A 22,205-nucleotide genomic window follows, 5' to 3' on the forward strand; every position below is an offset into this window, starting at 1 on the left:
TTCCCAGAGCGGCTTGAGCTTGCGGGTCCTTTTCGGAGCGGGACGGGGTGCCGGTGCGGGCATTCCGTGTATCGCGATCTCCGCTTGGATGCTGGCCAGGTCCGCGAGCCATGCTTGGGTGCGTGCGGTTTGAGTGTGCATGTGAACCTCCGTCTGTTCGTTTTAAGACGGGTTCGGGCTGACGATCGGGCGGGGTCGGGGTCACAGGACCGCGAAGCGGCCGCGTTAGCGGGGCGTGGAGGTGCCGATTTTGTCGTGGTTGGAGTGGAGCGCAGCGGAGCGGAGGCCGCGGCAAAATTGGAGGCGCCGCGCATCCTTGACGCCGGCCCTGCCCGGTCGTCACGATTGAGGGGCGTCGACGACAGAGCCTTTCCGACGCTGGTAGCGCGGGGAAGGCCGCCACAGGGCAATTCTTCTGTCTCCGCGCCATCAGGGGGACTGGATGGTCTGGGATGCCAAGATGGCGCCGGTCAGCTCGTCGCTGTCGATCTCACCGGCGATGTAGCGGGCGTTGAGCTGCTCGATCTCGTCGGAGAGGATGCCGCCTTCGTGGCGGACGTTGCCGCGGGCAAAGTCGACTTCACGTTGACGGTTCGCGCGCTCGCTCGCGGTGATCGCTGGGAGCTGGTTGGTGCGGGCCATTTGAGCGTTCATGATCGGATCCTTTGCTGCTGAAGGGGGAAAGCCCCGGCGACTGCGCGCCGGGGCGGGTGCGTCACCGCTCATCGGTTCGCATGATGGTGAGGACGCGAATGGTCTGAAAGGGATCGGACGGATCCTCGGAGCCCGCGGACAGGTCGAGATTGTAGTAGTCGATCTTCCAGTAGCAGGGGACGCCGGCGAACTCGAACTTGCCCATGTCGCGCTCGCCGTGCGGGTTGATCGCGTTGTCGAAGGCGTCGAAATCCCGCACTTCGCGCAGGATCTGGGCGCGGTTGCGCCATCCCCGAAACAAGCTCACGTCGACGATCAGCTCGGCGATCCCGATCGTCATCACGACGCGGTTGGCGCCTGGGGCGGTGATGTGTTCGCGCAGCCAGTCGTTGACCCGCGCGATCTCGCCGACGCCACCCTTGGCGCGGTCTGAATGAGGCGTTTGCTCGGCCATGATGGTCTCCTCGTCCTGACCCCGCCAATCGGGGTCGTTCGACAGGCGACAGGACTGTCCGGGGCATAGTTCGCCCAGCGCACCCGTAGGGTCGAAACGCAGTGGAGAAGCCCGCTTGCGGGCTTGCGCGGGCGGACGCCCCGGCTAGGACTGAGAGCCCGAAAGACCCCCCTGATTGGCGAGCCGGGTGAGACCATTTCCGCAAGGCTCACGCTGGACGGCCGCGCCGATCGAGGCGTATCGTTCGATCATGCAACCTGCTGCCAACATTGTCGCTCTGTGGCCTCGCTGGATGGAGAGCGCCGGTGAGATGCTGCGCATGAACGCGTTGGTCCGGACGCGCTGCTGCGGCTGCGGGACGTTGATGCGGGTTGACCTGAACGACATCGTGGCCCGGCATGGCCCCGGCTATTCGCTGATCGACAAGCTGGAACGCTGCCGGATGGTGGAGTGCATCAGCTCGACCTTCTATCTGGCCTCGCGGACCTATGGAGGCGAGTGGACGACGCTGCTGCGCGATCCGGAGCTGGTGGCGTCGTTCGAGGAACTGCCGCCCGTGCGCACGGCACGAGGATGACGCTGGCCTTGAAGCGGTAAGGAATCAGGCGTATATAGGTCAGGCTACTACAGTCTGGGTCTATAGATCACGTCCTGAGCCCCGGGTGTTTCCGCATCCGGGGCTCAAATCGTTTAAGGACACCCCGGTGTTTCCGCACCGGGGGTCCCCAACTCGGCCTAGTGGCGCGACAGCTCGATGATTTTCACCACCAGGCTGAGGATCGCGACGACGAGCGTCGCGACACCGAGTACCAGTGCTATTACAGTTGTTGTGTCTATAGGAATCACCTCCTTACGACCGTCAGGCTGACGGTCGCGGCGCCGGACTAGGGCGCGCGGAGGTAGCGGACCACCAACATTTCGGCGGTGAGCAAAAAAGGGGGCCGAAGCCCCCTTGGATGTCAGTGCCGCAGGATCGACACCAGCGTCCCGATCGCGGTCAGCGCCACGATGGTGAAGCCGATGATGCTGATGACCCAGGTCTGGGTTTTCATGTGTGTATCGAGCGAGCGTTGCAGCCCGTCGATTTTCTCCTGAAGCGGCCTTGTCGCGTCTCCAACCATGTCGTCGATATACTCCTCGATGCTGGCCACCACCAGCTTGGCTTGGTCGTCAGGGACGTTGATGGATTTGAGTGTTTGGTACAGATCAACTTGCATAGGCAGTTCTCCTCGGCACGAAAATGTGCGGGAGTACCGGGACATGGGCTCCGGGCGATCGGGTCAGGGACCGCGCAAGCGGCCGCGACAGCGGGGCGTAGGGGAGCCGATTTGCGCAGCAAATTGGGGGGACCGCGCATCCTTGAGGCGATCGCCGCTACCCATGTCATACTGCGACGACACGAATGAGCAGTTCTCCCACAGGTGCCGGTAGCGGCGCGAAGCGCGGGGTCAGGGCGGGCTCGATGCCCGTCCTGGCCCCTCAACTTCGACGAAGGGAAGGGGGCCTCTCGGCCCCCGCCTGGTCAGGCGAATGGGTCATACTCTTGAACCACGACGAGCGAGCTATCGTGATCTTCTGCGGTGATGACGCTGTATTGAGTGCCGACCGCGATGACCATGGTGACGACCATGAGGTTCCGGGCGAGGCTGAGAGCGGATTTGCGGGCGATCCAGATATCGTTGAACATGTCCGAGGCTCCTTGAAGCCGGCGGGGTTCATCCCCGCTCGACAGGCGCCCGACAGGGACGGGGAGGGGCCGCGATCACTTTTTTCCGCCCGCGGAAAAAAGCCGTAGCGAAGCGCCCGGACCCCTTGCGGGTTGATCGTACAAGGCCCCGAGCCGGCCCAAGGATTGCGCCTCAAAGAGGGGGGTGAAGCCCGTTGGCGGGAGCGTTGCGGCTCAGCGCTGGGTCGCCGGCGACGCCCACCCTGACCGGGACCGTAGCGGCCTGCCCTCGCTTGCGCACTCTGCGTCCCTCCGAACGATGAGAGAGACCGCGTGGCTGCAAGCGGGCCTGCCTGGTCCCAGGTGGAAAGAAGTTGCCGCTTTTCGGAAAGATGTTTCCGGCGCGGGAGCGCCCGTCAGTTGATCGTCACCCGAATGGGCCGAGACCCGCCAGGGGCTCGGTGGAGCGCAAGCGGAATAGAGCGACGGTCCCGGCGTCAGCCGGGAGACGTCCTACAACGCTGCCAGTTCTTCATAGATTTCATCGCGACGAGCTGCTGCGACATACCAGCCCTTGGACTTTGGATGCCACCGTGCCTTCCCCTCGAGTACGCCCACCGCCAGCTCGCCGGCACGCGAGCCATAGGGCCACCAGATCCGCATCTCTCCGGAGGAGAGGTCCTCGATCCAGAGTGCGCCGAGGGAGGTTTCGATGGTCTCTTTTGCCATGGGCCGAAGAATAGCGAGGCGATGGCTGGCGGGAAGACATGATCGCTCAGCGAGGGCAAGCATGGGACGAGGCCCGGGAGCCGAAGCTCCCGGGCCGATCCGCGTTGGCTAGAAGGGGACGTCATCGTCTTCGTTGTCCTGCGGCGCGTTCTGCTGCTGCTGGCGGGACTTGCCGTAGGAGAGGAACGTCACCTCGTCGGCGATGATCTCGCAACCGTAGCGCTCGATGTTCTCGTTGTCGGTCCAGCGGGTGTAGTGGATGCGACCCGTGACCATGACCTTCTGGCCCTTCTCGACATATTGGGCGACGGTCTTGCCGACGCCGTTGAAGCAGGTGATGCGGTGCCATTCGGTATCCTCGACCCGGCGGCCTTCGCCGTCCTTCTGCGTCTTGCCCTCGCTGTCGCGCTTCGGGCGCGATGTCGCGAGGCTGAACTGGGTGATCTTGGTGCCGCCCTGGGTGGTGCGGGTCTCGGGGGTGGCGCCGACGTTGCCGGCGAGGATGACGACGTTCTTCATTTCGAGGTTCCTTTTGTCCGCCGGGGGTTCGTCCCCTCGACTGAACACCGTAAAAGACGGCCAGGACGTCGCTTCCACCGGAGCGCGCAGACGCGGAGGGGAACCCCGATCAGAGGGGTGGTGCGGGCAGCCGCGTAGCGGCAACTCGGCCCGAATGAACGCGGGTTGGGAGTGATGGACGGCCGGCTTAGGTCGTTCAGGAAAGAGAGGGGATGGACCCCCACGGGCGGTCAAAGCCAGTGAACCGGGCACGAAGATCCAACGCGTCAGCCCAACCAACGTCGATGCTGCCACCCACCTGCACTGCCTGGGTCTCCAAGCCCGGTCGGGCGCGATCGCTGATTGATGTCCTGCGAGGGTCCATGTTGGACTTGCGAAGCCGGAGGAGAGGACCAGGTGCCGTGAACGCTGCCGCGGTGTGGTGACGTCGCCCGTGTCGCGGAGGAGAAGGGCTCTGGTTCTCCGCATCCGCCCGCTGGCCAACGGGACTGAGCGCCAGGTGCTGATCCGCCAAAGGTGCTTCCGCCCGGCAATCTGCAGCGCGCGAGCTGCCGTAGGATCGATGGTTGAGGCCGTGACCCGGGGCGATCGCGGTTCGGCCGGAGCCGGCGCCGGGCCTCGCCCCGGCGACACTTCGCGCTATCCCGTATTGGCGCGGCAGCGCCCCGTCAGTCAATCGTCACCCGAATGAGCCGAGACCCGCAGGATCTCGGTGCAGCGTAGCGGAATGACGCTCGCACGCGGGCGTCGATTTGGAATTCGGGTGTGGTGTCCGAAGCCGCTCGGCTTCGGACACATGCATATTCGGCTTCGACACGCGCCCACGCTGATTCAAGCAAGCCTATGAAAAAGCTACTCTTACGTGAGCCCGATCTGTCACAGAGGGCGTTTAACATGGATTAGACCACGAAAGCCCAGCCCCTTGTGCCATGTGCTTAGGGGTTTGGTATTGCCTTGTCCTTTAAGTCTGCAGGCGACTGCGGGCGAAAAGGTAGGGATTGTGAAACAGGACGAAGAATCGCGCCTCGATGCGCTCTACCAGTTGAACCTGCTCGATACGCCTCCGAGCGCGAGCTTCGACCGCATCACCCGCATGGCAAGTCAGATTTTCAACCTGCCGAGCGCGGCGGTCTCGCTCACTGATCGAGACCGCCAGTGGTTCAAGTCACGCGTCGGCGTGGAGGCCACCCACATGCCGCGCCTAAAGGCGCCGTGCGCCCAAGTGGTATCGACGGGTGAGGCGGTCGTGATTCCCGACCTTCTTGCCGAGGTTTATTACGCAGACAGCACGCTCGCTGGCACGGGCGCGCGGTTCTACGCCGGCGTTCCCCTAGTCACGCGCGAAGGCTTCGGGCTGGGCTCGCTGTGCGTGGTCGGCCCGGAGCCGCGAACGGTCTCCGACGCCGAGATGACCGGGCTGCTCGACCTCGCCGACATGGTGATGTCGCAGATCGAAATGCAGCATGCGTTCGGCCGGGTCGATCCACTCAGCGGCTTTCCCAACCGGACTCAGTTCCTTGATGATCTTGAAGACCTCGGCCGCGACACGCCCGGCCAGCGCCGATACGCCGTCCTGCTCGACCTCGCGCGCAACGACCAGCTCAGCAACGGCCTACGCGTCATTGGGCCTTCCTTCGCTGACGATATGGTACAGGACGCTGCAAGGACGCTCCGTGCAGCACTCGGTGCCGGACGCATCGCCTATCATGTCGCTGCCACGCAATTTGCGTTCCTGTCGCCTCCGGAGCCGGATCGGGATGCCTATCTTGAACTGATCGGCTCGATGCTGTCGAACGCCCAAAGTGGTTCGCGCGTCCGCTACGCCATGACGACGGCGATCGGGGTCACGCCCGTCATCCTTGGTGAGACCAGTTCCCGCGACGTACTCCGCACCGCCTATAGCGCTGCCCAGGATGCGCGCGCGTCGGAACATGCCGTCGGCCTCTACGCGCCGTCCGAGGATCGTGTTCACACCCGCAAGTTCGCGCTTCTCAATAATTTCGGTGCCGCACTAGACGAGCCCGATCAGCTCAGACTCGTCTTCCAGCCGCGGATCGAGCTCGCGTCGGGTCAGTGTATCGGTGCGGAAGCTCTGCTTCGCTGGAGGCACCCAATACTGGGAGAGCTATCGCCCGCAGAGTTCATCCCCATCATCGAGCAGACCTCGCTCGCGAAACCCGCGACTGCCTGGGTGCTCGATGCCGCCATGCAGCAGCGTGCGGCTTGGCAGAGAGAAGGGTTCGACCTTCAGCTTTCGATCAACGTATCGGCTGCCAATCTTGAGGAAAGCGACTTCGCCCAGCAGGTGCAGCTCTACCTCTTGAAGCACCGCCTGCGCCCAGAGGCGATTGAGCTTGAGGTGACCGAAAGCGCCGTCATGGAGAATGGTGGTCGTGCGATGGCCCAGCTCCGCGCGTTGAACGCCGCGGGCGTGTCGCTGGCAATCGACGATTTCGGTACGGGGTATAGCAGCCTCGCTTATCTCCAGCGTCTGCCCGCGCGCGTGGTCAAGATCGACCAGTCGTTCGTCCGCAACCTGGCCGAAGACGAGCGCGAGCGGGCGCTCGTCCGATCGATGGTCACCCTATCACATGATCTCGGCTACCGCGTCGTTGCCGAAGGCGTCGAGACGGCCGCCGCGGCCGCGATCCTAGCCGACATGGGATGCGAGGAGGTGCAGGGCTACTATTTTGCCCGGCCGATGGAAGTGACCGATTTCTGGCAATGGCTGGTCGCGCAACGCAGTCCTTCGCGACGGACCAACGCCGCAGCTTGAGGTGGTTCCTCGCTAGACCAGCTTCGAGGGGGCCAGCGTACAGCGCAGGGCGATCAGGTGGCACGGTAGTGCGAAGACCCGGGGCGCAGCGAACGAGGGTCAAGGCTGTTAGCTGCCTCTTGCTTGGTGCGGTTAAGCAGCTTGTAGGTCCCTTCGATCGTAGGCGAAGAGACCTCCCGCAGCCGCCACTCGTTCCAGGTGGCGATCAGCGCCTCGAACTGGCGTACCATATCCTCGGCCCGGCTGGGATCGTGCCCTCGTTCCGTAACTTCGGCGATCAGGAACGTGAGACGGCTGATTCGCCCCTCTGCTTCAACGATGAGCTGGTAGAGCCTGTCGCGGCGCGTTGGCGCCAAGCTTGTTCATCGACGCAGGGATGGAGGTAGGGCCTCACGGAATGGCAGCGACAGAAGGGTCGATCCGTCGCCATCGACGATCTCGAAGTGCTCATCAGCCAGGTCGCGACATGCCACGATCGCCTCCCCCCAGAGGTGCCGAGCAGCCGTGATCACTTCGGCGCGAGCGGCCGCGAGGTCGGGCAACTCGCTCCCGTCCGGGTCGATGATGAGCCCGGAGGGTGTGCGATGGTTGAAATGGAAGCGGGGAACGACCGGCCTCCCGTTACGTGAAGAAGGGTCCGATAAGGCGACCATATTCGGCCTCGGGCTTGCCATAGGAGCCGTCCGCGAACTCCTCCAAAGCAGCCCGATCCCTGACCGTGACCACTCCTCGCGTGCCGCGAATGAGCCTGTTGCCTTCCAGCACATGCAAAGCGGTGGTGACGCTCGGCCGGCGCACCGCCAGCATCACCGCCATATATTCGTGGGTCAGTGAAAGCTCGTCACCATCGGCGCGGTCGTGCGCCATCAATAGCCAGCGCGCGAGCCGCACTTCGACCGGATGCGTTACATTGGTGAGCGCGGTGTAGGCGGTCTGGATGGCAAGGGACTGGCCGTAGCGGAGCACGAGGGTGTGGAGCGTTCGGCTCTGCTCGATTGCTTGACGGAAGGCACCGGCCTCAATCCTGACGCCCTCACCCCCAACCTGCATGAGTGTCTTCAGCGGCGTGCGATCGGCTCCCATCGACAGTGCTGTTCCCGACATACCTTCGCGACCGAAAAGGCCGGCCTCAACGCGGTCCCCGTGTGGCGTGAACGCCATGATCGAGCCGAGACCTGTGTTAGGGAACCAGACGTGGCCGATGGCCTGATCGCACTCCTCAAGCACGGAGTCCTTTTCCATAGCGACGCTTTCGAGGTGCGGTTGCAGCACCCCGTAGTCGTCTGCGCTCATGGTCAACAGGATGCGGTTACGCGATAAGGATTGGCTTGGCGAAGGCAAGTGTGCGCCCCTTGTATCTGGGGCGGGAGCGCATCGCATCTCTCGGCCGCTTGCGCCCTTGGCGTGTGCAAGCGATAAGACTGATATAGGTCAACTCTCGGAAAATACGAGGAAATCCTTTGATTACGCTCCTGTGACGGTTTGTAACCTAGATGACCCTCCCCCTCGAAGGGGTCGCCAAACGCTTAATTCGGCATATGTATCCTTCCTGAACCTAGATCAGGAGGGCGCGATGTTGGAAGACGATAGCACCTATTTCACGCGACGCGCCGAGGCGGAGCTTGAGCAGGCACAGCGGGCGACCAAACCGGAGGTGGTCAGGGTTCATTTCATGCTCGCTGAAGCCTATCTGGAACGGCTCCAGCCCGACGCTCGCGCCAGCATCGAACAACGAACGTGACCGCCGGCTCTGCTGGCGGCGATGCTGGGAACTTGTCGGGGCTGAAGGCCACCCGGCCGTGGCTTTTCGCCAACCTCGATGCGGCCGATCGCGATGCCTTCGAGAGTGCGTGCGGTGACATTCGGACGGTCAGCGCCGGAACCGATCTCCTGCGCCAGGACGCGCCTACGAGCGCGCTGCATATCCTGCTCGACGGCTGGGCCGCCCGTTATAAGATCATGGAGGACGGGAGCCGCTTCATCCCGGCGCTGGCGGTGCCTGGCGATATTTGCGATCTCGACGCACTTCGGTTCGATCAGCTCGATTACGGCGTGACGATGCTCTCGGCGGGCACCGTCGCAGTGCTGCCGCGCCAGCGCGCCCATGCGCTATTCGCCACCAATCCGGCCATCGCCGATGCGTTCTGGTCACTCGCGCTCGCCGAAAACTCGATCCTGACGGAATGGGCGGCCTCAATGGGTCGTCGCTCTGCATCGCAACGTGTCGCGCATCTCCTGTGCGAGCTGCTGGTGCGGCTGACGATCGTCGGGAAGACTGACGGTCACAGCTATGATCTACCGCTCACCCAGGAGCATATCGCTGACACGCTCGGCCTGACTTCCGTGCATATCAATCGGACGCTGCAATCGCTGCGCTCAGGGGATCTCGTCACGGTGCAACATCGCCGTGTGACGATCCACGATTGGGCAGCGCTGAGCGCTTTCTGCGGATTTCGTCCGTCGTATTTGCATCTCGAAACCGTCGATGACGAGTTCGCGCCCGAGCTACCACCAAGCGGGGCGCGGGTCAGACATCAGCTCGCCCAAGCCTCGCGACCGACGCTTCGCCCATCCTTTACATCCGCGCCGAGCGCACTCTGATCTTGACTGAAAGGCGGTAATGTCGATGCTCGACCATCAAAGCTACCGCGGGTTAGCGCAGGGGGAGCGCGCGAACGGTCATGGCGAAATGGCATCCGTTTCACGCGTCCGCTCGCAAAAGCATGAAATGGGGGACGTGGTTAAAAGGGGGAATATCAGTCGCGATCAAGCGGCAGCGCTGATCGAACGCGCCCGACGCCTGCTGGAAGATGCCGGCGACGGCACGGCCGCGATTCACCTTCAGGATGCGATCGATGCTTTAGAGGGCAAGCCTTGCCGGCAAGCCGAGCGAGATACGATCGTCCAGTTCGAGCTGCGCCACCGTTTCCGCAACATCGTCGCGGTCACGCAGTCGCTCGTCAGCCAGACGCTCCGGCCCGGCGCGCCAATCGAGGATGCGCGGGAGCGGCTGACGGAGCGGCTGGCCGCGATGGGCGCGGCGGTCGATCTGCTGCTGGGCGCGGAGTGGGAGTCGAGCCCGCTGGACGCGATCGTGCGCGCCAGCCTCGCCCATTACGCCGACCACCGGGAACGCATCCACTGCAAAGGCCCCGAGGTGATGATCGGGTCGAACGCGGTGATCTCGCTCACGCTCGCGCTGCATGAGCTGGAGACGAACGCGATCAAATATGGTGCGCTGTCGGTGCCTGACGGGCGGGTCGACCTCGCTTGGTCGCTCGTCGGCTCCGGAGACGAACCCAAGCTGTGGCTGCAATGGTGCGAGCATGGCGGCCCGCCGGTCTCGCCGCCTACGCGACAGGGGTTCGGCACGCGCTTGATATCGAGCGCGATCGGCCGCTTCCTGAGTGCGGAGGTACAACTGGATTATACGCCTGGCGGTGTGACGTGGATCATGATCGCGCCGCTGTCGGCGTTCAGCTCATAGGGTCTTCGTCGCCTCGCCATGTGGCGAGCGCGGCTGCGACACTTTCCTCGGTCGCAGGCGGCTCATGTTCGGGCCGTGTCGATCGCGAGTTGCGCGTGCGATCGGTGATCGCGCGATCGACGGCTAGGCGGCGCGTGTGGCGGGGTGAGGGATTATCTCGGCCGCGATCGGCGCGGGCGGAAGCGCGCCGGCGGTGTCGATGCAAACCGCGCCTTTGCCGGCGCGCTTGACGACATACATCAAGCGATCGGCCTCGTGCATCAAGGCGGGGAAGCCGAGCCCGCTCCCCGGCGTAACGACAAGCGCGCCCATGCTGAACGTGATCGGGTAGGGCATTTCGCGGAGCACGCCCGACAAGCGGGCGTGGAGCTGGGCGGCGGTGGCGCGGCCGTCCTCGGCCGAGTCGACGGGAACAAGCAAGGCGAACTCGTCGCCGCCAATCCTGCCAAGGCAATCCTGCCGGCGAATGACGGCTGCGGCTGCGGCGGCGAAGGCGCGCAGCACGGCGTCTCCTGCGGCATGGCCCCATGTGTCATTGACGGTCTTGAAGTTGTCCAGGTCGATCGTCGCTAGGAGAAGCGTGTGGTCGACGCACGCGCCGGCATCTAGCAGCTTCGCCGCATGGCGCTCGAAGGTCGCCTTGTTCGCGGCGCCGGTCATCACGTCCTGCCGGGCTATGCGGCGCTCGCGGTCGTAGGCGGCGCGGAAGCTCCTGACGATGGCGGCAATGAGCGTGAACGCGCCAAGCGTGACAACCGCGTTGGCGAGCGCGATGTAGGAGGGGAAGGGTCCAACCGGCGGCGCATACGAGCGGGACATAGAGCGGCCCCATGATGATGCCGGGAGCGGCGTGCCCGACGATCAGAAACGCGAGCGCGCCCGCCACCAACGCCAGCCATACTTGCGTGGGCGGCCATGCCTCGATCGCGTCCGCGATGCCCTTTTGGGGTAGCTGGTCGTCCATGTTGTTCCTTGGGAGTCGTTGCTGCCTGTCCCCCGGTCCCCGGCGCGTTATCGCCTGCAATCGTTAACAACCCCGAATAGTTAGCTGCTGCTTCCCGTCGCGGAGGGGTGCGCGCGCTGGCTCACTGCCTGCTCCGCGTGCGACGTTCTCGTTCGGCCCTTAGCGTCTCGACGACTGCGAGGTCGCGGTGCGACTGGATCAGGTGTTCGAGGCGGTCGTCGGGTAGCCGCTGGGGGTCAAGCGGCGGCCCTTTCTGATGGGGCTGATCTCGCCCCATGGCGAGGAGGGTGCGGCGGTTGGTCGCCTCGACCAGCAGATCGCCAAGTTCGGCTCGCGACCAGACCCGATCGAGGTCATGGAGGTTGCCGCTGGGATAGCGTGCGCTGGACAGACGGTTGACCAGGCGGGAGATCGCGGTCGCGTCGCGGCACGCGCGGATGCGGTCGGCAGTGAGCTGGCGGGCGGTGGCCTCGAAGCGATGATAAAGGGATCGCCGTGGGCGCATGATCGCGCTCTGGCGGTCTAGCTCGTGGTGCCAGGCCGGAAGGCCGCGCCATGGCGAGATCCGCATACTGTCGACGGTGGTCTGCGGAACCACAAGCTCGAACAGCTCGAATTGCGCGGGGTGGCGCACGAAGGGGCGCGGCGCCGCGTAGCGGTGCCGAATGGCGAAGCGCGACATTGAGAGCCTCCGTCAGGAGTCGGGGAAGAGGTTCAGTTGGGCGGCGCGCGCTGCGCGTTGTTCGCGGCCCTCGATAATTTGCGAGGCGAGCCACGCCTTCTGCTGGCCGATGCCCATGCCGAGCATGGGGATGGTAGCGCGCTCGCCGGCGAAGGCGAGGTGTGGATCGGCGTGGAAAAGGGACCCCGGTAGCGGGGTGATCGGCGTCGAAAAAGGACCCCTCATCCCGGTGGTCTAGGCTGTTCGCTTGGCGGTGTGTCAGGCGGCGAGATCGGGATGTTGGTATTGGAGACGGTGTTGAGGATCCGGCGCGAACACGCGGCGGGGAAAGCCATCAAGGCGATCATGCGAGATCTGCATTTGTCTCGCAAAGTAGTGCGCAAGGCGATCCGGTCGCCGGAGGCGGACATGAGCTACCGGCGCGAGGTTCAGCCGCTACCCAAGCTGGGGCCGTTCCAGGCGCGACTGAATGTGTTGCTCGAAGAAGACGAGGCGCGGCCGCGTCGCGAGAAGCTGCGCATCACGCGCATCCACGATCTGCTGCTGCGCGAGGGGTTCGACGGCTCGTACGACGCGGTGCGCCGCTATGCGGCACGCTGGCGTCAGGCGCGGCGTCGCGATGTGATGGATGCGCCAGCGTTCATTCCGCTGCTGTTCCAGCCTGGCGAGGCCTATCAGTTCGACTGGAGCCACGAGGACGTCGAGATCGCGGGCTTGCCCGTGCGCGTGAAGGTCGCGCATGTGCGGCTATGCGCGTCACGAACGATGTTTGTGCGAGCCTATCCCCGCGAGACGCAGGAGATGCTGTTCGACGCGCATGCGCGGGCGTTCGCCTTCTTCGGGGGCGTGCCGACACGCGGCATCTACGACAACATGAAGACCGCAGTGACGAGCGTGTTCACAGGCAAGGAACGGGTCTTCAACAGACGCTTCCTGGTCATGGCCAACCCACTACATGGTCGAACCGACGGCGTGTTCGCCGGCAGCCGGCTGGGAGAAGGGTCAGGTCGAGAACCAGGTGCAGACGGCACGCGGCCGGTTCTTCCAGCCACGCCTGCGCTTTGCCAGCATGGAGGAGCTGAACGGTTGGCTGGAGGCTGAGTGTCGGCGCTGGGCCGAGTTGCACCAGCATTCCGAGCAGAAGGAGCTGACGGTCGCCCAGGCATGGGCAGCCGAACGGGCGGTGCTCCAGCCTGTTGTCGCGCCCTTCGACGGCTTCTACGAGAGCGAGCATGCGGTAAGCGGCACATGCCTCATCAGCTTCGACCGCAACCGCTACTCCGTTTCTGCCAGGGTGGTGCGGCGCACTGTGCAGGTCCGCGCCTATGCCGACCGCATCGTCGTGCGCTGCGACGGTGAGGTCGTTGCCGACCATCCCCGGTTCTTCGGTCGTGACCAGACCATCTACGACCCGTGGCACTATCTGCCGGTGCTGGTGACCAAGCCCGGCGCCCTGCGCAACGGTGCGCCGTTCCAGGGCTGGGAGCTGCCGCCTGCGCTGTCACGACTGCGGCGCAAGCTCGGCGCCGGCGACGATGCCGACCGGCGGTTCGTGCGGGTGCTGGCGGCCGTGCTCGACGACGGGCTGGAGGCGGTGGAAGCAGCCGTGCGCGAGGCGCTGCTGGCCGGCGTCACCAGCGACGACGTCATCCTCAACATCCTGGCCCGCAGGCGAGAACCGCCACGACCGTTGACCATCGTCACGCCCGAAGACCTGGCGCTTCGCCATCCGCCGCGTGCCGACTGCGGTCGCTACGACAGCCTGCGGGGCCTCCATGCAGCGGCATGAGATGATGACGGCGATGGCGGGGCTCGGCCTCAAGGGCATGGCCGGCGCCTTCGACGAAGCGGTGACCACCGGCCTGCAACGCAAGCGTACGACGATGGAGATCCTGACCGACCTGCTGCGTGCCGAGGCAACCCACCGCCATGCAGCGTCGGTCCGCTACCGAATGTCGGCCGCCAAGCTGCCCGCGGTGAAAGACCTCGACGCCTTCGTCTTCGACGGCACGCCCATCAACGAGGGTCTGGTGCGCTCGCTGCACGGCGGGTCCTTTCTGGCGGGCCAGCGCAACGTCGTGCTGGTCGGTGGAACGGGCACCGGCAAGACACACCTTGCCAGCGCTATCACCGCCAACGTCGTGCGGGCCGGTGCCCGCGGGCACTATTTCAATACGGTCGACCTGGTGAACCGGCTCGAGGAGGAGAACCGCCTCGGCAAGGCCGGCACGCTGGCGGCCCAGCTTTCCCGGCTCGACCTCGTGGTGCTCGACGAGCTGGGCTATCTGCCGTTCGCCCGCTCGGGCGGTCAGTTGCTCTTCCATCTGGTCAGCAAGCTCTACGAGCGCACTTCCGTCATCGTGACGACGAACCTGGCCTTTGGCGAGTGGCCGACCGTCTTCGGCGACCCCAAGATGACCACTGCGCTGCTCGACCGCATCACCCACCACTGCGACATCGTCGAGACCGGCAACGACAGCTGGCGCTTCAAGCACCGCAGCTGACGCCCGGGACCACCGGCAGAAGATGCTTCGCGCTGGTTGCGCCTCCGGTCGGGCTACGCCCGCCCTACGCCGCAACCAGCGCGAACGGCACGCCCGCCATACCCGTCACACCGCTCGACAAAGGGGGTCCCTTTTGGACGCCGATAGGGGGTCCTTTTTGGACGCCGATTGACAAAGGCGAGCAGCGGTTCGCAGTAGAGTCGACCGGCGAGAAAGACGATCGGGCCGGCGTAGCGCGGCCCGATCGCTCGGCGTAGCTGGCGGACTGTTTTCTTGCCCCACAGACGCCGCTCTGCGGCCGTCAGGTCGCGGAGGGTGACGTCATAGGGCGAAAGGCGCTTGGCGGGCTCCACGAGGCCGTGTGCGGCCGACAGGACGTACCAGCGCTCGCCTGTCTCTTCGACGTAGGTTCGCGCTTTGCGGAACCAGTCGGAGCGATAGAGTTCGGCCGCGGGAGCGCGCCGGTCGAGTTTCTGCGAGACGCAGGCGACGAGGTAGATTGGCGGCGCCAGTGTCGTGCCGCTCGTCACGGGTCGATCAGGCCCGGGCGGCGCGGCCGCGCCGGGGCACCGAGTTGGTCGACGGTGAGCTGGCGATGGAGCGTCGCCGGCAAATTGGGGATGTGGCGGCGTGCGATGACGATCAGCGGGTCGGGAGCGTGGACTTCGCCGTAGAAGCCCCCGAGCCAGATAGCGGGCGGTTCGTCTTCATCCTTTCCGTCGCCGGTCCAGACCTGAAGGAAGAAGGAGGCGAGGGGCGCGTCCCAGCCAATCGAGACCCGGGTGTGGCCGTTCTGGAAATCATGGCGGCTCATGGGTCGATATCCTCGTCGAGCAGGGCGTTGGGTGCAATCGCGAACAGCAAGGGTCAGCGCGAGAGTTCCTCGAAGCGGATGGCGACCGCGCCGGCCACCCGCTTCAGGGCGTAGCCGCCCTTCATGGCGGCTATGCCTTCGACGATCACGTCGATGCTAAGGCTCGGATTGTCCATTCGTGCGAAGACGCTGGTCGCATCGAGGGCCTTGGGTGGAGCCGTCGCCTCGACGTGCAGCGGAATCGCGGGCGCGGGAGTGGTTGGCGGTTTGGGTGCGAGGGGCGCCGGCATCGCCACGGCGTTCTCGTTGAGGAAGGCAATTAGGCCGGCCTTGTCGGTGGGAACCTCAACCTCCGCCCAGGTCTGCCCCGTCTCGCGCTTGGTGGCGCGAGCGTCGGCCTGCGTGCCGACATACTGGGCGCGATTGTCGATGGTCAGGCGGTAGAGCTTCATGGCCGTTGCTCTGGTGCTGCGGCGAGACGCGCCTCGGCGTCGTCGAGCATCGCCTTCGGCAGCGCATGGACCCGGCTCGGACCCTGCCGGTTGCGGATCCAGCGTAGTGCAGCGCCGTTCGGCTCGCTGTCGTCTTTGCCGAATAGGTAGAGGTCAAGCAGCTTGTTTTTCCAGCATCGTCCGTTGCGACGACGAAAATCGACAAGTGTGCGCAGCTCCTCGTCGGTCCAGGCCGGCATGGGGACGCGGGCGGGTACGCAATTGTCGGTCATGGTCGGCGTCCTCATTCGGGGTTGGAGCCCGTGGCTCGGAGGTATCGAAGGAAGTCCTGGCTCCAGGTGTGCGGAACGGGCTTGGGCGGGCGTTCATGCGTCACCGTCGGGCCGTCGAAGAGATCGGGCTGTCGCCCGATCACGAGAGGCTGGATGACGTGGCGCGGGTGCCGGAAGCAGTCGCGGGCCATCAGACCGCGACCAGTTCCGGATAATGGGCGCGGAGGTTGGCGATCGCCTGTTCGCCATCGGGGAAGGGCGGTCGCATGATGCTGGTCGCGGAGCGGATCGCGGCAGCAAGATCCGCGTGGTGGATCGTTGGCGAGGCGCTGTCGGGATATTCGACCGGCGCGGTGAAGCCGGCATGAAACCAGCGTCCGAGCCCCTCGTCGAAGAGGGCGGCGTAATCCGCATGGGCTTCGTCCGAAGGATCGAAGCACAGCGCGAGTTCGGTGTAGCGCCCGAAATCATGGGTTGAGGTGTCACGCGCGAAGGCGGCGCCGACAGGCGGCGGTCCGTAGCGCGCGACGAGGGCGGCCTGGTAGCAGTCGACCTCGAGGCGGTTGAGCCGTTGGAAGTCGGGGGTGCGACCGAGCTGGGCGCAGTCCTCCTCGGCCGGGCTTGCGCCGATGGTCAGGGTCTGGATCATGGTGGTGGCTCCGCGCGAACCGGGATCGGACCGCTTAAAGCCGTAAAGTCGCCTCTCCTCTCTTTAGCGTATCGCGACTGGGCGGCTATTCGGTGACGGTCTGGACGAAGGTTCCGCGGCCATCGCGGAAGGCTCCGACGACGCTCCCGCCATCCCAAGATCCGCCCAGTATCCCTTTGCGCGGGATGCTGCCGATCGGCTTGCGACGTGCTGCCAGGAGACGCGCGCGCCGGGTGTCGCGATCGATTCGATTGCCCATTATGTCCGTTGCTTGTCGAAGCGGTTTCATCGGTTCACCTCTAACAATCGTTGGTCGTGATCGGCAAACCGCTTTGCCCGGCTTTGGTGGTGGTCGGGAGGGTGGCTTTAGCCCCCCGTCGCGATGCCGAGCAGGAAAGGATCGCAGGACGCCTCGATGTCCCCAGGCGTGAGATCCTCGGATGCGAACAGGTCGCGGTCGGACAGGACCGCACGCGGAGCGGCGGGATCGTCCGTCATGACGACGTGATAGGTGTCGCCGTCAGCGGCTGCGCGGCGCAGCGCGAAGCGCCAGCAATGCGCAGCCGTCTGAAACGGGTTGGGGCGAGGCATCGGGTTACTCCTTGTATGGGTGGAAGTGAGAGTGACCCTGCGGCGAAGCCGCAAGGGCGAGGCCGCTGGCCAAAGCCAGCGGCCTCGCCGAAGCTCAGGCGACCTTGCGGTCGCGCTGAGCGTTCTGAGCGGCAGGAGGGGTCCCGAGCGGGCCGCGGCGATCGACCACCCGGATGCCGGCCTTCTTGGCGTCGATCACCAGTCGCTCGGTCACGCCGTTGCCCTGGAAGGCGATGACGTAGCGGGGCTTCAGCGAGAGCATCTGCTCGTTGCGACGAAAGCCGGCGCGATCTCCGAGCTTGCGATCCAAGCTGAAGCGGACTTGCTGGACACCGTGCTGTTCGGCCCAGGAGGCAGCGATGCGCTCGATACCCTTCATGTCGCCGCCATGGATGAGATACATGTCCCCGACGCGCTCCCGGACCGCGTTGAGGGTGCGCAGGAGATTGTCGCCGAACGCCTTCATGTCCTCGTCGGTCCTGAAGGTCAGCCTCCCACCGGCGAACACGACGGGGGTGCCCTGTGCCGTATTGGCATCGCGTTTGCGATCGCGGCGAGCCTGGAGGAACGCTCGTCCGTCCACGATTGCCGATGTCACCCCGAGCGAAATGCGGTTGCCGGTCGACGGGATCCAGGAACGACCGGTCTCGCGGATGTAATGCGCCGCTGCGGTGTCGCGCATCAGCTCGTAGCAGGTGGCGGCCTCCTCGATCTTCTTGGCGAGGTCGATCTTGTCCTCGAGATTGGAGGTGTTGATTTCCGAACCGTCCTGCTCGGCCAGCAACAGCCTGATCTCGTCGGTGAGGCGGTCGATCGTCGCGTGCTTCTTCGCCGCGGCCCGGTGAAAGAGGTTGACCAGGCCCCAGCCCATTTCTTTGATGTCGCGCTCGAGCGACGTGTTCTGGAGGGTTGCGAACAGGTCGCTCCAGATTGCGGTGGTGGTTTGCTCCAGTGCATCGGTCGAGGGAGGGCACATGCCCGAAACGTCTTCGGCGCGGGGTTCGAGGTGTCCAAGCTCCAGAGCGGAGAGTGCGGCAGCAAGGGAAGTGGTCATGGGGTCAAGCCCTTCATCTGATCGAGGCCGGCGGCCTATCCGCCGGATGCGCACCTCCTGGGCGGTCGAATGAGAGGCCCCCGCACCGGAGCGCAGCGCAGGGAAACCGCAAAAACCGGGGTGGAGCGGGCAGCCGCGCAGCGGCAACTCGGCCCGGATTTTTGCGGTTGCGGGGGTCTCGCGACCGCCCATGTGCCGCATTCCTCTGGCGGAAGGCCGTCGGGCGCAGCCGGGACCACGCTTGCTGCCGCCTTCGGAACTGTCGGGCTCAACCCGAACGTCGCGATGTCGTCGAGAATGGCCTGCCCCGTCGTACACAGGCGTACCATCGCCGCTGGGGTGATCCTCAAGCCGCCATCGGCACCGATGGCATCGATCATGATGTGGAGCTGGTCGACCAGATCCTCGCTCCGGGTCGCGGCATAGCCCGCGCACGCTGCCACATTCGAGAACAGGCGCGGGACGGGCAGGACGGAGATATCATCTCCATCGGGGACGAAGCGCCAAGGATCGGTGCCGGCTCCTTCAGCGATCGCGGTAACGTAGGTGGGATGCTCCGTGTCCAGGCTCTTCCACCCGTCGGTCGTATGCGACGCATCGATCGCGGCACGACAGGCGCCGACGAGATCCTCCGCCTCGACTGTGAGTTCGGTGCTATAATGGGCTGGGTATTCGCAGTGAATGGTGAAGGTCTTCATCGGACGGACTCCTTGAAGGTTTTGGCGAGATCGCGGACCCTAATCGCTCCGGATCAGTCGTAGCGGGGACGCTCGGCCGGAAAGGCGTTAGGGGGCCAGCCATCGTGGACGCGAGCCTCGAAGCGCCCAGTGGAAAGGACGCTGCTGGTCGGTCGGGCGTGATCGCCGGTGTTCCAGTCGCGATCGAGATGCGCCTGAACCTCGACCGACATCCGTCGGGCACGGTCCTCGTGGCCGTCGGGTAAGGTGATGCCGAAGGCGGTCAGCGCCGGATCGGTGCAGAGTTCGCCGGCGTCGTACCACCAGCCACCTTCTTCAGGACCGCCGTAGACGCGTTGGGTGAGGTAAACGGCTACGCTGTGCATGACGGAAGATCCTCTCTTCATAGGTGAGCCAGAAGCTCACAATCCGAAGGAATCCTCCCCTCATGCCGGGGCGAGGGGACGTCTTGTTGTTGGCTAAGCGGCGCGGGAGGCGGGGGTCACGCCGTACTGGGCCGCTGTCGCGAGAGCCTGTTCGAGGTGGCGGGCGTAGTCGCTTGCGGCAGCGCCGGTCCCCTCGACAAGGCAAGCGCTCGCACGACGAGATCGAGTGCAGCGCGTTGGCGCTGGAGATCGCCTGTGGACGACGGGAAGTCGGTCATACAGCCTCCGGATTGTCACGGACGGGCCTTGCGGCGTGTCAGTCGAGGACGCGCCAGCCATGCGCAATCCAGCGCTGCCGACTTGGCGCATATTTCGAGACCGTGGCAAGGATGATCTTGCGCAGCAAAGTGGTGCGCTGGGCCGAATGGTCGCCCGCGATCGCAACCGCGTCTCCGGCGCGTGCCGGCCAGCACTCGTCGACGTTCAGCATGGCGATCGGGAAGTCGGCCGTACCCTCGACGACGAATTGCTTGATGATCGGATTAGGCATGGTGACGGTCTCCGGCGAGCGCGTCGGACGCGCGATGGAAGTCATCGAGCCAGCGCCCCATAGGGGCGCGATGCTCGACGGGAAGGGCCGCCTGAACTGCCTGAAAATTGAGCAGCGCCGTCGGCGCGGTCTCGATGATGCGGTCGACTTCGGCAGGCGACAGGAGACCGCGTTCGCGGATGAACTCGGTGATGCTGCCGGGACGCGGCGTCGCGCCGCGACGGCCAAGCACCGGCTTGCGCCAGAGGCCGTCGACGTTGCGGAGGCGGGGCTTGGCCCGTGCCTCCATCAGCACGATTACGCGCAGCTCGTCGGGTGAAAGCTCCAGCACCTCGTCTGGCTTGATGCTGCCGCAAAAGTAGCAGCTCGACTTGGGCGGGACGGGGAGGCCGGCGCGCGTGATGCGCGCCTCACAGTCGGCGCGCGCCCATTCCCATTCCCGCAAGGGGTAGCGGTAGGCGTAGCGAGGATCCTCGCACCCGACCGCGTGATGGTAACGCTGCGTGTCGCGTCCAGAGGCGTCGTAGCCGATCAGCTTGACGACGCGCCCGCCTTCGTCCCAGCAGCGGCGCGCGGGTTCCCACTGGGCGGTCCAGGCATCTTGCGGGGCCGCCTTCCATTTTTGCGAGCACGACCCCCCACCAAAGACCACGGAGGGCAGGGTGGCGTTGGTCAGCATGTTCTCGGCAATGCCCGCATAGGGCGGCCAATGCTTGAAGTTACGGGGCTGGTAGCGGACGATCTCGGACGCGATGCCGCGTTCGGACATCCAGGCGCGGAACATGGGGATGAAGGCATAGGTCGCCGACTTCTCGGCGCCGGGATCGGCGAAGAGAACCATGTCGATGGGCTCGCCGCGTTCGGCGAGTTCTACGATCATGGCGGTAGAATCGACACCGGCACCCCACGCGGCGATGACGGGCGGGCGGTCAGCCACTGGCCGCATCCCTCACGACGATCGCCGCATGGACGATGCGGTACGCCCGCCTGCGAAATGCCGGGATGCGGCAGATCGCGCGGCTCTCCGGGTCGCGGAATAGCGGCGTCTTGCCCTTGGGATTGGCGACCACCTCGAAACGGCTGCGGTCGCTGCCGTCGCTGAAGCGCATGGGCTCATCGAAGATGATGGTCTGCCCGGGCTTCGGGGTAGGCTTGGCCCGGTCGAGCTTTTTCGCGAGCAGGTTGGCGCGGCATCGCGCGCGCCATGCTAGGGCGTATTCGCTGTCCGTAGCGGTCAGCTCGTCTAGGATCGCGGCCGGGCACTCGCTCTCGTTCGGCCCGACCGTTTCATCCATATCCTTGTAGCCGAACGTGCAGCCGTCGCGCGCGCCGGTACTGGCCTTGGTGAGGCAGACGATGCCGAACACGATCCGTTCGGCGTCGTCCGCGGTGCGCTCGCAAGCGGCGTAATAGGTCGATCCGACCATGGCGGATGCCAGCACGGTAAGACGGTGCGTGTCGCGCTGGTAGGTGAACTGGTTGTCGTGATAGGAGCGCGGGGTGGCGTAGCCGCCCATATCGCGCATGAAGAGCCAACCCATAAGATTTTTCCAGTGGTCTGAGGTTCAGGCGGCGAGACGCGTTGCGCCAAGTTCGCCGATGGTGGTGGAGAGGCGACGCTGGAACGCGCTCGCGTCCAGCAGCTCGGCGATCGGCGCGCGGTAGGCGCGCCCGACGTCCTGCCCGTCACGGCAGCGGTTGAAGGAGATTTCGGTGTCGAGAACGAAGCCGCGTGGCACGATGCGGATCGCAAGGTCAGCGTGGCGCATCTCGGTTGTCCCCTCGTCATCGTTGCCGCGGATGGAGGTGTTGATGCGGGCGTCGTCGGGATCGAGGCCGATCGCGGCGAGCAGCGCGACCAGCGCGCGGCGGGCCTGGTAGTGGAAGGTCCGTTTGGCAGCGTCGTTCCCGGCAATGTTGTTGCCGGCGATGTCGAGCAGTGCGGGCGCGGCGATGACCGCAACGCGGTCATGCGCGCAGCGCTGGCGCAAGGTGTTGACGCTGGCCGCGTCGCGCTCAGCGACGTCGGCGAGGTTACGGATCAGCAGCAGGATCGCGGCATCGCGGTCGAGCGGCTTGCCGGCGCGGGAGCAGTCGTCGACGGCCGCATTGAGCGCGTGGAGCGCCGCAGGGAGGGTGCCAAGTGCATCGAGCGAAAGCGCCTCGTTGTGGCGGTAGTGGGTGTCGTAGAACATGGCCGAACCTCCTGAGCGCCAGGGCGCGCCCAAAAGGCCGAAGGCTCCCTCTCCTCCCTTGGGCTTTGGTCAGAGCATCCCGCCTACAGGGTCGGCCGATCGGGAGGCCGCGTCTTAGCCGTGCCGCCAA

29 protein-coding genes and 1 pseudogene are annotated in these 22,205 nt (G+C 65.2%); 7 read left to right on the forward strand and 23 right to left on the reverse strand.

Annotation, left to right across the window (positions count from 1 at the left end; all coding sequences use genetic code 11):
- Nucleotides 1-429: 429 nt before the first annotated feature.
- A complete protein-coding gene (locus tag L8H00_RS15160; RefSeq protein ID WP_242098143.1) occupies nt 430-654 on the reverse strand; it encodes an antitoxin VbhA family protein in 225 nt (74 codons plus the stop codon).
- Nucleotides 655-715: 61 nt separating this feature from the next.
- Complete coding sequence (locus tag L8H00_RS15165; RefSeq protein ID WP_242098144.1) at nt 716-1,108, reverse strand: DUF3768 domain-containing protein; 393 nt, start codon at nt 1,106-1,108, stop codon at nt 716-718.
- Between the two features lie 175 nt (nt 1,109-1,283).
- On the opposite strand from L8H00_RS15165, the gene L8H00_RS15170 reads away from it, so the two are divergent.
- Complete coding sequence (locus L8H00_RS15170) at nt 1,284-1,685, forward strand: hypothetical protein (RefSeq protein WP_242098145.1); 402 nt, start codon at nt 1,284-1,286, stop codon at nt 1,683-1,685.
- A gap of 382 nt (nt 1,686-2,067) precedes the next feature.
- On the opposite strand, the gene L8H00_RS15175 is transcribed toward L8H00_RS15170, so the two are convergent.
- The 4 genes from L8H00_RS15175 to L8H00_RS15190 all read right to left on the reverse strand — a co-directional run bounded on the left by L8H00_RS15175 (nt 2,068) and on the right by L8H00_RS15190 (nt 4,022).
- A complete protein-coding gene (locus L8H00_RS15175) occupies nt 2,068-2,325 on the reverse strand; it encodes a hypothetical protein (protein ID WP_242098146.1) in 258 nt (85 codons plus the stop codon).
- Nucleotides 2,326-2,630: 305 nt separating this feature from the next.
- The gene (locus L8H00_RS15180) at nt 2,631-2,795 is read right to left on the reverse strand and encodes a hypothetical protein (protein ID WP_242098147.1); all 165 of its coding nucleotides are present in this window, start codon (nt 2,793-2,795) and stop codon (nt 2,631-2,633) included.
- Nucleotides 2,796-3,287: 492 nt separating this feature from the next.
- Nucleotides 3,288-3,503, reverse strand: a complete 216-nt coding sequence (locus L8H00_RS15185; RefSeq protein ID WP_242098148.1) for a hypothetical protein — start codon at nt 3,501-3,503, stop codon at nt 3,288-3,290.
- Between the two features lie 108 nt (nt 3,504-3,611).
- Nucleotides 3,612-4,022, reverse strand: coding sequence for a single-stranded DNA-binding protein (locus tag L8H00_RS15190; protein ID WP_242098149.1), 411 nt, complete (start codon nt 4,020-4,022; stop codon nt 3,612-3,614).
- Nucleotides 4,023-5,022: 1,000 nt separating this feature from the next.
- Between L8H00_RS15190 and L8H00_RS15195 the strand changes: the two genes are divergently transcribed.
- Nucleotides 5,023-6,798: a GGDEF and EAL domain-containing protein gene (locus tag L8H00_RS15195; protein ID WP_242098150.1), complete on the forward strand. Its 1,776-nt coding sequence runs from the start codon at nt 5,023-5,025 to the stop codon at nt 6,796-6,798.
- Between the two features lie 53 nt (nt 6,799-6,851).
- On the opposite strand, the gene L8H00_RS15200 is transcribed toward L8H00_RS15195, so the two are convergent.
- Both L8H00_RS15200 and L8H00_RS15205 read right to left on the reverse strand, forming a co-directional pair.
- Entirely contained in the window at nt 6,852-7,154 is a 303-nt protein-coding gene (locus L8H00_RS15200) for a hypothetical protein (RefSeq protein WP_242098151.1), read from the reverse strand.
- Between the two features lie 265 nt (nt 7,155-7,419).
- A complete protein-coding gene (locus L8H00_RS15205; RefSeq protein WP_242098152.1) occupies nt 7,420-8,091 on the reverse strand; it encodes a Crp/Fnr family transcriptional regulator in 672 nt (223 codons plus the stop codon).
- 280 nt (nt 8,092-8,371) lie between these two features.
- On the opposite strand from L8H00_RS15205, the gene L8H00_RS15210 reads away from it, so the two are divergent.
- The 3 genes from L8H00_RS15210 to L8H00_RS15220 all read left to right on the forward strand — a co-directional run bounded on the left by L8H00_RS15210 (nt 8,372) and on the right by L8H00_RS15220 (nt 10,285).
- Complete coding sequence (locus L8H00_RS15210) at nt 8,372-8,539, forward strand: hypothetical protein (protein WP_242098153.1); 168 nt, start codon at nt 8,372-8,374, stop codon at nt 8,537-8,539.
- Complete coding sequence (locus L8H00_RS15215) at nt 8,536-9,399, forward strand: Crp/Fnr family transcriptional regulator (protein WP_242098154.1); 864 nt, start codon at nt 8,536-8,538, stop codon at nt 9,397-9,399. The genes L8H00_RS15210 and L8H00_RS15215 overlap by 4 nt, the downstream gene beginning before the upstream one ends.
- Before the next feature lie 136 nt (nt 9,400-9,535).
- Complete coding sequence (locus L8H00_RS15220) at nt 9,536-10,285, forward strand: sensor histidine kinase (RefSeq protein ID WP_242098155.1); 750 nt, start codon at nt 9,536-9,538, stop codon at nt 10,283-10,285.
- A 123-nt stretch (nt 10,286-10,408) separates the two neighbouring features.
- Here L8H00_RS15220 and L8H00_RS15225 read toward each other — a convergent pair whose 3' ends face one another.
- Nucleotides 10,409-11,104 (reverse strand): GGDEF domain-containing protein, encoded by a 696-nt coding sequence (locus L8H00_RS15225; RefSeq protein ID WP_277924485.1) that lies wholly within the window; start codon nt 11,102-11,104, stop codon nt 10,409-10,411.
- Between the two features lie 266 nt (nt 11,105-11,370).
- A complete protein-coding gene (locus L8H00_RS15230; protein WP_242098157.1) occupies nt 11,371-11,931 on the reverse strand; it encodes a hypothetical protein in 561 nt (186 codons plus the stop codon).
- Between the two features lie 276 nt (nt 11,932-12,207).
- Here L8H00_RS15230 and istA point away from each other — a divergent pair.
- Both istA and istB read left to right on the forward strand, forming a co-directional pair.
- Nucleotides 12,208-13,720: pseudogene (istA, locus tag L8H00_RS15235) on the forward strand (IS21 family transposase).
- Complete coding sequence (istB, locus tag L8H00_RS15240) at nt 13,707-14,435, forward strand: IS21-like element helper ATPase IstB (protein ID WP_242098158.1); 729 nt, start codon at nt 13,707-13,709, stop codon at nt 14,433-14,435. The pseudogene istA and the gene istB overlap by 14 nt, the downstream one beginning before the upstream one ends.
- 53 nt (nt 14,436-14,488) lie before the next feature.
- On the opposite strand, the gene L8H00_RS15245 is transcribed toward istB, so the two are convergent.
- The 13 genes from L8H00_RS15245 to L8H00_RS15305 form a co-directional block, all read right to left on the reverse strand.
- Nucleotides 14,489-14,965, reverse strand: coding sequence for a DUF6884 domain-containing protein (locus tag L8H00_RS15245; protein ID WP_242098159.1), 477 nt, complete (start codon nt 14,963-14,965; stop codon nt 14,489-14,491).
- Entirely contained in the window at nt 14,962-15,249 is a 288-nt protein-coding gene (locus L8H00_RS15250; protein ID WP_242098160.1) for a hypothetical protein, read from the reverse strand. Before L8H00_RS15250 ends, L8H00_RS15245 begins: the two co-directional genes overlap by 4 nt.
- A 53-nt stretch (nt 15,250-15,302) precedes the next feature.
- Entirely contained in the window at nt 15,303-15,701 is a 399-nt protein-coding gene (locus L8H00_RS15255) for a hypothetical protein (protein WP_242098161.1), read from the reverse strand.
- The gene (locus L8H00_RS15260) at nt 15,698-15,973 is read right to left on the reverse strand and encodes a hypothetical protein (RefSeq protein WP_242098162.1); all 276 of its coding nucleotides are present in this window, start codon (nt 15,971-15,973) and stop codon (nt 15,698-15,700) included. The genes L8H00_RS15255 and L8H00_RS15260 overlap by 4 nt, the downstream gene beginning before the upstream one ends.
- A 190-nt stretch (nt 15,974-16,163) precedes the next feature.
- Complete coding sequence (locus L8H00_RS15265) at nt 16,164-16,622, reverse strand: hypothetical protein (RefSeq protein WP_242098163.1); 459 nt, start codon at nt 16,620-16,622, stop codon at nt 16,164-16,166.
- A gap of 366 nt (nt 16,623-16,988) precedes the next feature.
- Nucleotides 16,989-17,213 (reverse strand): hypothetical protein, encoded by a 225-nt coding sequence (locus L8H00_RS15270; protein ID WP_242098164.1) that lies wholly within the window; start codon nt 17,211-17,213, stop codon nt 16,989-16,991.
- 94 nt (nt 17,214-17,307) lie between these two features.
- Nucleotides 17,308-18,267 carry a DUF2493 domain-containing protein gene (locus tag L8H00_RS15275; protein ID WP_242098165.1) on the reverse strand — a complete coding sequence of 320 codons (960 nt, stop codon included), beginning with the start codon at nt 18,265-18,267 and terminating at the stop codon, nt 17,308-17,310.
- Between the two features lie 35 nt (nt 18,268-18,302).
- Nucleotides 18,303-18,965, reverse strand: coding sequence for a hypothetical protein (locus L8H00_RS15280; protein WP_242098166.1), 663 nt, complete (start codon nt 18,963-18,965; stop codon nt 18,303-18,305).
- Between the two features lie 53 nt (nt 18,966-19,018).
- On the reverse strand, nt 19,019-19,330 hold the full coding sequence (locus tag L8H00_RS15285) for a hypothetical protein (RefSeq protein WP_242098167.1): 312 nt from the start codon (nt 19,328-19,330) through the stop codon (nt 19,019-19,021).
- 316 nt (nt 19,331-19,646) lie between these two features.
- Nucleotides 19,647-19,880, reverse strand: a complete 234-nt coding sequence (locus L8H00_RS15290; protein ID WP_242098168.1) for a hypothetical protein — start codon at nt 19,878-19,880, stop codon at nt 19,647-19,649.
- The gene (locus L8H00_RS15295; protein ID WP_242098169.1) at nt 19,873-20,817 is read right to left on the reverse strand and encodes a hypothetical protein; all 945 of its coding nucleotides are present in this window, start codon (nt 20,815-20,817) and stop codon (nt 19,873-19,875) included. Before L8H00_RS15295 ends, L8H00_RS15290 begins: the two co-directional genes overlap by 8 nt.
- A complete protein-coding gene (locus tag L8H00_RS15300; RefSeq protein WP_242098170.1) occupies nt 20,810-21,421 on the reverse strand; it encodes a hypothetical protein in 612 nt (203 codons plus the stop codon). The genes L8H00_RS15295 and L8H00_RS15300 overlap by 8 nt, the downstream gene beginning before the upstream one ends.
- Before the next feature lie 24 nt (nt 21,422-21,445).
- Nucleotides 21,446-22,075 carry a hypothetical protein gene (locus L8H00_RS15305; RefSeq protein ID WP_242098171.1) on the reverse strand — a complete coding sequence of 210 codons (630 nt, stop codon included), beginning with the start codon at nt 22,073-22,075 and terminating at the stop codon, nt 21,446-21,448.
- Nucleotides 22,076-22,205 lie beyond the last annotated feature (130 nt).

Origin of the sequence: Sphingomonas sp. CROZ-RG-20F-R02-07 (assembly GCF_022662335.1) — a bacterium.
GTDB lineage: Bacteria > Pseudomonadota > Alphaproteobacteria > Sphingomonadales > Sphingomonadaceae > Sphingomonas.

What these genes read in the sequence shown, in the direction of transcription:
- L8H00_RS15160 (WP_242098143.1), bottom strand. Translation starts at nt 654, where the DNA reads ATGAACGCTCAAATGGCCCGCACCAACCAGCTCCCAGCGATCACCGCG.
- L8H00_RS15165 (WP_242098144.1), bottom strand. Translation starts at nt 1,108, where the DNA reads ATGGCCGAGCAAACGCCTCATTCAGACCGCGCCAAGGGTGGCGTCGGC.
- L8H00_RS15175 (WP_242098146.1), bottom strand. Translation starts at nt 2,325, where the DNA reads ATGCAAGTTGATCTGTACCAAACACTCAAATCCATCAACGTCCCTGAC.
- L8H00_RS15180 (WP_242098147.1), bottom strand. Translation starts at nt 2,795, where the DNA reads ATGTTCAACGATATCTGGATCGCCCGCAAATCCGCTCTCAGCCTCGCC.
- L8H00_RS15185 (WP_242098148.1), bottom strand. Translation starts at nt 3,503, where the DNA reads ATGGCAAAAGAGACCATCGAAACCTCCCTCGGCGCACTCTGGATCGAG.
- L8H00_RS15190 (WP_242098149.1), bottom strand. Translation starts at nt 4,022, where the DNA reads ATGAAGAACGTCGTCATCCTCGCCGGCAACGTCGGCGCCACCCCCGAG.
- L8H00_RS15205 (WP_242098152.1), bottom strand. Translation starts at nt 8,091, where the DNA reads ATGAGCGCAGACGACTACGGGGTGCTGCAACCGCACCTCGAAAGCGTC.
- L8H00_RS15210 (WP_242098153.1), top strand. Translation starts at nt 8,372, where the DNA reads ATGTTGGAAGACGATAGCACCTATTTCACGCGACGCGCCGAGGCGGAG.
- L8H00_RS15225 (WP_277924485.1), bottom strand. Translation starts at nt 11,104, where the DNA reads ATGTCCCGCTCGTATGCGCCGCCGGTTGGACCCTTCCCCTCCTACATC.
- L8H00_RS15230 (WP_242098157.1), bottom strand. Translation starts at nt 11,931, where the DNA reads ATGTCGCGCTTCGCCATTCGGCACCGCTACGCGGCGCCGCGCCCCTTC.
- istB (WP_242098158.1), top strand. Translation starts at nt 13,707, where the DNA reads ATGCAGCGGCATGAGATGATGACGGCGATGGCGGGGCTCGGCCTCAAG.
- L8H00_RS15250 (WP_242098160.1), bottom strand. Translation starts at nt 15,249, where the DNA reads ATGAGCCGCCATGATTTCCAGAACGGCCACACCCGGGTCTCGATTGGC.
- L8H00_RS15255 (WP_242098161.1), bottom strand. Translation starts at nt 15,701, where the DNA reads ATGAAGCTCTACCGCCTGACCATCGACAATCGCGCCCAGTATGTCGGC.
- L8H00_RS15260 (WP_242098162.1), bottom strand. Translation starts at nt 15,973, where the DNA reads ATGACCGACAATTGCGTACCCGCCCGCGTCCCCATGCCGGCCTGGACC.
- L8H00_RS15265 (WP_242098163.1), bottom strand. Translation starts at nt 16,622, where the DNA reads ATGATCCAGACCCTGACCATCGGCGCAAGCCCGGCCGAGGAGGACTGC.
- L8H00_RS15270 (WP_242098164.1), bottom strand. Translation starts at nt 17,213, where the DNA reads ATGCCTCGCCCCAACCCGTTTCAGACGGCTGCGCATTGCTGGCGCTTC.
- L8H00_RS15275 (WP_242098165.1), bottom strand. Translation starts at nt 18,267, where the DNA reads ATGACCACTTCCCTTGCTGCCGCACTCTCCGCTCTGGAGCTTGGACAC.
- L8H00_RS15280 (WP_242098166.1), bottom strand. Translation starts at nt 18,965, where the DNA reads ATGAAGACCTTCACCATTCACTGCGAATACCCAGCCCATTATAGCACC.
- L8H00_RS15285 (WP_242098167.1), bottom strand. Translation starts at nt 19,330, where the DNA reads ATGCACAGCGTAGCCGTTTACCTCACCCAACGCGTCTACGGCGGTCCT.
- L8H00_RS15290 (WP_242098168.1), bottom strand. Translation starts at nt 19,880, where the DNA reads ATGCCTAATCCGATCATCAAGCAATTCGTCGTCGAGGGTACGGCCGAC.
- L8H00_RS15300 (WP_242098170.1), bottom strand. Translation starts at nt 21,421, where the DNA reads ATGGGTTGGCTCTTCATGCGCGATATGGGCGGCTACGCCACCCCGCGC.
- L8H00_RS15305 (WP_242098171.1), bottom strand. Translation starts at nt 22,075, where the DNA reads ATGTTCTACGACACCCACTACCGCCACAACGAGGCGCTTTCGCTCGAT.